Source organism: Niastella sp. (assembly GCF_045805085.1).
In the GTDB taxonomy this organism is placed as follows: Bacteria; Bacteroidota; Bacteroidia; order Chitinophagales; family Chitinophagaceae; genus Niastella.
This window is the reverse complement of sequence record NZ_JBJMLX010000249.1, coordinates 1-6093: the sequence shown is the minus strand read 5'-3', so window position 1 is coordinate 6093 and position 6093 is coordinate 1. Positions and strand designations below refer to the sequence as shown.

The window sequence follows — 6093 nt, the reverse complement described above, 5'->3', positions numbered from 1 at the left end:
GGGATCACAAAACAGGTGAAGGTGGAGTCGGGGAGTACATGTTGTACGGGCAGATCGGTGGCCATAATATAATATTTAGTTAGTTCCTTTCATATGGCTGAATAAATGTAACTACTGCCTGTTAGTTTTGATATACATTTCAATAGCAGTAATCCGAATTCGTAGTTGAATGGTAAAAACGAGGTGGTGACCGGTAGCATTTGATTGAAATCATTCGGCTTCCTGACACGCATCAGGTTGCCGCAAGGGCTGCGAAGGTACTTTTGAATAAATTCTACCTCCGTGCATATAGATCAGGCTTTATTGCAAAAATATAATCAACCTACTCCCCGGTATACGAGTTATCCCACCGTGCCTTTCTGGAATGAAGGGATCGACAGTGAATTGTGGAAGGAAGCGGTGCGCCAGCGGTTTGCTAGTTGTAATAGCGATGAGGGCATCAGTTTGTACCTGCACCTGCCTTTTTGCGAATCGCTTTGTACCTACTGTGGTTGTAATAAAAAGATCACCACCAATCATACAGTAGAAGAAGTTTACCTGGAAGCCATTTTAAAAGAATGGCGCCTGTACCGGGAATTGATGGATACGCCTCCGGTAATCAGGGAAATTCACCTGGGCGGTGGCACGCCCACTTTCTTTTCTCCTGCCAATCTGCACCGGCTGGTTTCCTCATTATTAAAAGACTCCATTATACACAGCGACTATGCCTTCAGTATTGAAGGACATCCTAACAATACCACCCGCCAACACCTGGATGAATTATTCCAGTTGGGTTTCCGACGCATCAGCTACGGCGTGCAGGACCTTAATCCCGAGGTGCAACGCATCATTAACCGCATACAGCCTTTTGAAAATGTACAGCAGGCTACTGAAACAGCCCGCGCTGCCGGTTTTACCGCTATCAATTTCGACCTTATATACGGGCTTCCGCGGCAAAACGGCGACAGACTCGCGCATACCATCTCGCAATCGTTAAGTCTGCACCCCGACCGCATTGCTTTTTACAGTTATGCGCATACGCCCCGGGTGATAGACGCGCAACGGTTGATCGATGAAAATGATCTGCCGGATGCTGTGGAGAAATTATCGTTATACCTGTTGGGAAAAGAACTGATCTCGGCACAGGGCTATGCCAATATTGGCATGGATCATTTCGCCCTGCACACTGATGAATTGTATACTGCCTGGAAACAACAAACACTGCACCGGAACTTTATGGGCTATACCACGCAAAAAAGCGGTATGCTCCTGGGACTCGGTGTTTCTGCTATCAGTGATACGAACACGGCCTTTGCCCAGAATGAAAAGACCCTGGGAGGGTATTACAAGTCAATTCATTCGGGCAACCTGGCCGTTCATAAAGGCTATTTCCTGAGTAAAGAAGATGGCCTATTCCGCCGCCATATCCTCGATATGGCCTGCCAGGGCCGTACTTTCTTCAATCCGTCTTGCAAGACTGAACTGGAACAATGGTCACTGCCCGTGCTGCGCGACCTGCAAAACGACGGACTGGTTACCCTGCATGCCGGCCATGTGGAAGTAACCACAACAGGAAGGCATTTTATCAGGAACATCTGCAAAGCTTTTGACCTGCACCTACTTCGCCGCGACGCCAGTAGTCCGCAGCAGACCTTCAGCAAAGCCATTTAAATATTATTATTTGTTTGAGTATTATCAGCCTGCTCAATAACCTCAGTCATAGTTTGCTGATCCATTAGCGGGTAGATTTGATGCAGGATCTGGAAATTGAATCTTATAAAATTGAAAATTATTGACTATGCGTTTATCAATTTATGGAGAAAGACTGATCACTGACGTGCAAAATCAATTTGCCAGTGTGTATCCATTTTTAAAGTTAGAGTTCTCTAAGAATGTCGATTTCAGCCAGAACATTTACCCAAGGCAAAAGCAAATAGCGCATTCCCTGCAATTGAAAGATGCCTCCACCTCGAAAAAAATGGAGGGGGAACTGCTTATTGATGATGTAATGACGGTGTCTGACCTGGAGAGTACTTTCAGGAACCAGTTTGGTTTGGCGGCACAGGTATTTCGCCGTTCAGGGAACATTTGGCTGGAAACGTCCATCACCAATGGATGGACGCTGAAGCAGCAAAATGACCATGGCCGGGAAATAACCATCGGCAAAAGACCCGATAGCCGGGATGAAAATGAATATGAGTTAAACCGTGATCAGGATTAGTACAATAAATTACGCAGCTTGTCGGGTTGTTCAATTTTAATCTTGCCGCCTTTGATCTCAATTAACTTTTCCGCTTTAAAATCACTCAGGGTGCGAATGAGCGACTCTGTAGCGGTACCTACATATTGCGCAATATCCTCCCGTGAAATGTCAATATTTTGCGCGGCCTGGTCGGCTACATGGAATTTCCGATGAATGTCTACCAGCGCCTTGGCAACGCGTTTGCGCAGCGATCCGTACGCCAGCCGCATTAATCTTTCTTCTTTCTCTTTTACTTCTTTCGAGATCAGTTTTATGAATTTGGAAGCGATGTTCATGTCGTTGTACACGGCCTGCAAAAAATGATCTTTGGGAATGGCAATTACTTCTGCATCTTCCAGTACTTCGGCTGTGTCCTCATAATTGGTATCTTCCAGCAGGGTTACATGACCAATATAATCACCGGTGCTGTACAGGTTGGTAATGTATTCTTTCCCCTCATCATGTACTTTGAAGGTTTTTATTTTTCCGCTTTTAACGTAATAGAGGTATTTGGGTCGCTTTCCCTCGCTGTACAGGTTCATTTTTTTATTCAACCGCTCGCTGTCGTATTGATCGGGGTCCAGGGGCAGCATGCCAGAACCTTTCAGCTCTTTTATCAACTCATTGGCGCCTTTTTCTCCCGCGGGGTATTGCGTTTTCATGATGTCGACTTTCTTCAGCCTTACTTCAATCGCATTCAGCAGCTCTATATCATCGAATGGTTTGCTGATGTAATCATCGGCGCCCATTTCCATCCCTTGTCTAAAATCTTTCCGCTCGGCTTTTGCCGTCAGGAATATAAAAGGAATGTGCTCGGTATCGGGATTTTTTTTCAACAGGTGTAATACCCCGTAACCATCCAGTTCGGGCATCATGATGTCGCAAATGATGAGGTCGGGTTTTTCCTTAATGGCTTTTTCCACGCCCTGTTTGCCGTGTTCAGCGCCAAAGGCGTTATAACCGGCAAGACATAAAATTTCTACTATATTTTCCCTGATCTGGTTATGGTCGTCGATGACTAAGATCGTTTTCATCTGAAAATAATTTATACCTGATAAAAGTACAACTACGCCGGGTACCAGACCTGACAAAAGTCAGTTTTTTTATTGAATTTGGTCAGTATCCTGCCGGTTAAGGGCTTTTAATTTAGCTCCCAAAATTTGTACTATGCGCACAGCCGCTACCGGAAAGCAAACCGAGTGTTACCATTGCGGTGAAAACTGCCAGGAAGGGAAGATCATGTCAGATGGTAAATATTTTTGTTGTGAAGGGTGTAAAACGGTATACCAGCTGCTGAATCAAAGCGGCCTTTGCGAATATTATGACCTTAACGGCCAGCCCGGCACCAATCAACGGGTGGCAGTGCGCAAAGATAAATTCGCTTTCCTGGAAGTGGACCATATTCAGCGGCAGTTGATCTCTTTTACGGATGATAAGCAAACCAACGTCACTTTTTACCTGCCGCAAATTCACTGCAGTTCCTGTTTGTACCTGCTGGAAAATCTGCACAGGCTGCATGCTGGTGTCATCAGCGCCGTCGTAAATTTTACCCGGAAAGAGATCGCTATTGTATTTGACCATAACAGGATCTCCTTACGCGAGGTGGCAGAACTGCTTACCAGCATCGGGTACGAACCCTATATCAGTCTAAATAATCTGGGTTTGAAAAGATCGCCGGTGAACAGGCAAATGCTGTACCGGATGGGGATAGCCGGGTTTTGTTTTGCCAATATTATGCTCATCAGTTTTCCCGAATACCTGGGGTTGGAAGGATCAGAAAAAGCGCTGCAAAGTATTTTCCGCATCCTGAATTTTATCCTGGCATTACCGGTTGTTTTTTACAGCGCCGTTCCCTTTTTCAGCTCTGGCTGGAAAGCCTTAAAACATAAACATCTTAATATCGATGCGCCCATTGCGCTGGCTATCCTTATCACCTATGGCCGAAGTGTGTACGAAGTTGTCTGTGGTGCAGGCGGTGGTTATTTCGACTCTATGTCGGGCATTGTGTTCTTTATGCTTGTAGGAAGGGTGTTCCAGGATAAAACCTATCAGCAATTATCTTTCGAACGCGATTTTACTTCTTATTTCCCGGTGGCGGTTGCTGTTCTAAAGGATGATAAAGAAATTCCTACCACCCTCCCCGAGATAAAAGTAGGCGATACCCTGGTTATTCATAATGAAGAACTGATCCCCGCCGATGGCATTCTAACCCGGGGAAAAGGCTTTATTGATTATAGTTTTGTTACGGGTGAATCATTGCCTGTTACCAAAGAAATGGGCGAGATCGTATACGCTGGCGGCAAACAAACCGGCAGCGTGATGGAAATACTGGTGGTAAAAGAAGTGGCGCAAAGTTACCTGGCCAAATTGTGGTCAGACAATGACTTTAAAAGAAGCGAAGAAAAGAACACTTCTTTTGTGCACCTGTTGAGCCGTTGGTTCACCTGTATCTTGTTGGGTATTGCGGCCATAGCGGCGGTATACTGGTCTATGGTGGATAGTAGTAAAGTATGGAACGCCATTACAGCCGTATTGATAGTAGCCTGTCCCTGCGCCCTGTTGTTGTCCAACACCTTTACCAATGGCGTTATCCTGCGCATTTTAGGACGTAACAAGTTCTATCTGCGCAACGCCCAGGTTATTGAAGATCTGGCCCGTATAGATCATATCGTGTTCGATAAAACCGGTACGCTGGCCTCGGCCCATGAACAGCAGATCGAATACTTTGGAAAGCCCTTAAGCAAAAGACAATTGTTACAGATCGCCACGCTGGCCGCCTGCAGCAACCACCCGCTGAGCAAGGCCCTAGTAAAATATATTGGCAGGAAAGGAAAAATGCCGGTCTCCGCTTTTCATGAGATCACCGGTAAGGGTGTGGAAGGGGTTGTTGGCGAACACTTTATTAAACTGGGCGCCTATGCCTGGGTAACCGGGAAGGGTAAACAACCCGAAGGCACGGCGGTATACATCAGTTACGATCACGAAGTGCAGGGGTGTTTTCAATTTAGTAACCAGTTCAGGGAATCGGTGCCGGCGCTGGTAAAAAGTCTGAAGCCTCAATACAGTTTGTCGGTTTTGTCGGGCGACAATGCTGCCGGAAAAGACAACCTGGAGCAGTTGCTGGGCCATGACAGCGTTATTCTTTTTCATCAACAACCGGAAGATAAATTGCGCTATATACAATCCCTGCAAAAACATGGTAAAAGAGTAATGATGGTGGGAGATGGGTTGAACGATGCCGGCGCCCTGCAGCAAAGCAATGTAGGTATAGCGGTGGCGGAGGATTGCAACAACTTTACCCCAGCCAGCGATGCCATCATCGACGCCGGACAACTCTCAAAAATTCCCGCCTTTATCAGGCTTTGCAAGGTCAATAAGCGTATAGTTATTGCCAGCTTTATTTTATCCATCGCCTATAATATAGTGGGCCTTTCTTTCGCCGTACAGGGCGATCTGTCGCCGCTGATCGCCGCCATTCTTATGCCGGCCAGTTCGCTCAGCATTTTACTGATCACATTTGGCAGCGGCAATATCGCTGCGCGGTTATTAATACCGGGCCCCCTCCCGACCTCCCCCGGAAGGGGGAGGAGCAATACAGCCTCGTGACTATTTTCCTGACCTCTTTTTTGAAAGCTTCAATCGCGAGTTTAAATACTCAGATTGCAAAAGATTAATAGCGAAGTAGCCAACTCCCTCCCGATGTGTCGGGAGGGCCGGGGGGAGGCCTGTTAACTCACCCGCCCGCACATATGATTAAAATCAGGTTTTGTTTTGAGGCTCCTCATTGAACAGGTTGTTACCCTAAAATATGTTTGCAGTAAGATAAATATTACAGTTATGAGCGCTATCGTGATCCTTCTTATTGCAAGTAT

Annotated in this window: 4 protein-coding genes; 3 read left to right on the top strand and 1 reads right to left on the bottom strand. The window is 46.2% G+C overall.

What is annotated here, in order from left to right; all coding sequences use genetic code 11:
- Window positions 1–282: 282 nt before the first annotated feature.
- Complete coding sequence (gene hemN / locus ACJ751_RS12840; RefSeq protein ID WP_407745896.1) at window positions 283–1650, top strand: oxygen-independent coproporphyrinogen III oxidase; 1368 nt, start codon at window positions 283–285, stop codon at window positions 1648–1650.
- 127 nt (window positions 1651–1777) lie between these two features.
- The gene (locus ACJ751_RS12835; RefSeq protein ID WP_407745895.1) at window positions 1778–2200 is read left to right on the top strand and encodes a hypothetical protein; all 423 of its coding nucleotides are present in this window, start codon (window positions 1778–1780) and stop codon (window positions 2198–2200) included.
- On the opposite strand, the gene ACJ751_RS12830 is transcribed toward ACJ751_RS12835, so the two are convergent.
- Window positions 2197–3255, bottom strand: coding sequence for a response regulator (locus ACJ751_RS12830; RefSeq protein WP_407745894.1), 1059 nt, complete (start codon window positions 3253–3255; stop codon window positions 2197–2199). The two genes, ACJ751_RS12835 and ACJ751_RS12830, sit on opposite strands and share 4 nt — an antisense overlap.
- 133 nt (window positions 3256–3388) lie before the next feature.
- Here ACJ751_RS12830 and ACJ751_RS12825 point away from each other — a divergent pair, with 133 nt between their 5' ends.
- Complete coding sequence (locus ACJ751_RS12825; RefSeq protein WP_407745893.1) at window positions 3389–5827, top strand: heavy metal translocating P-type ATPase; 2439 nt, start codon at window positions 3389–3391, stop codon at window positions 5825–5827.
- Window positions 5828–6093 lie beyond the last annotated feature (266 nt).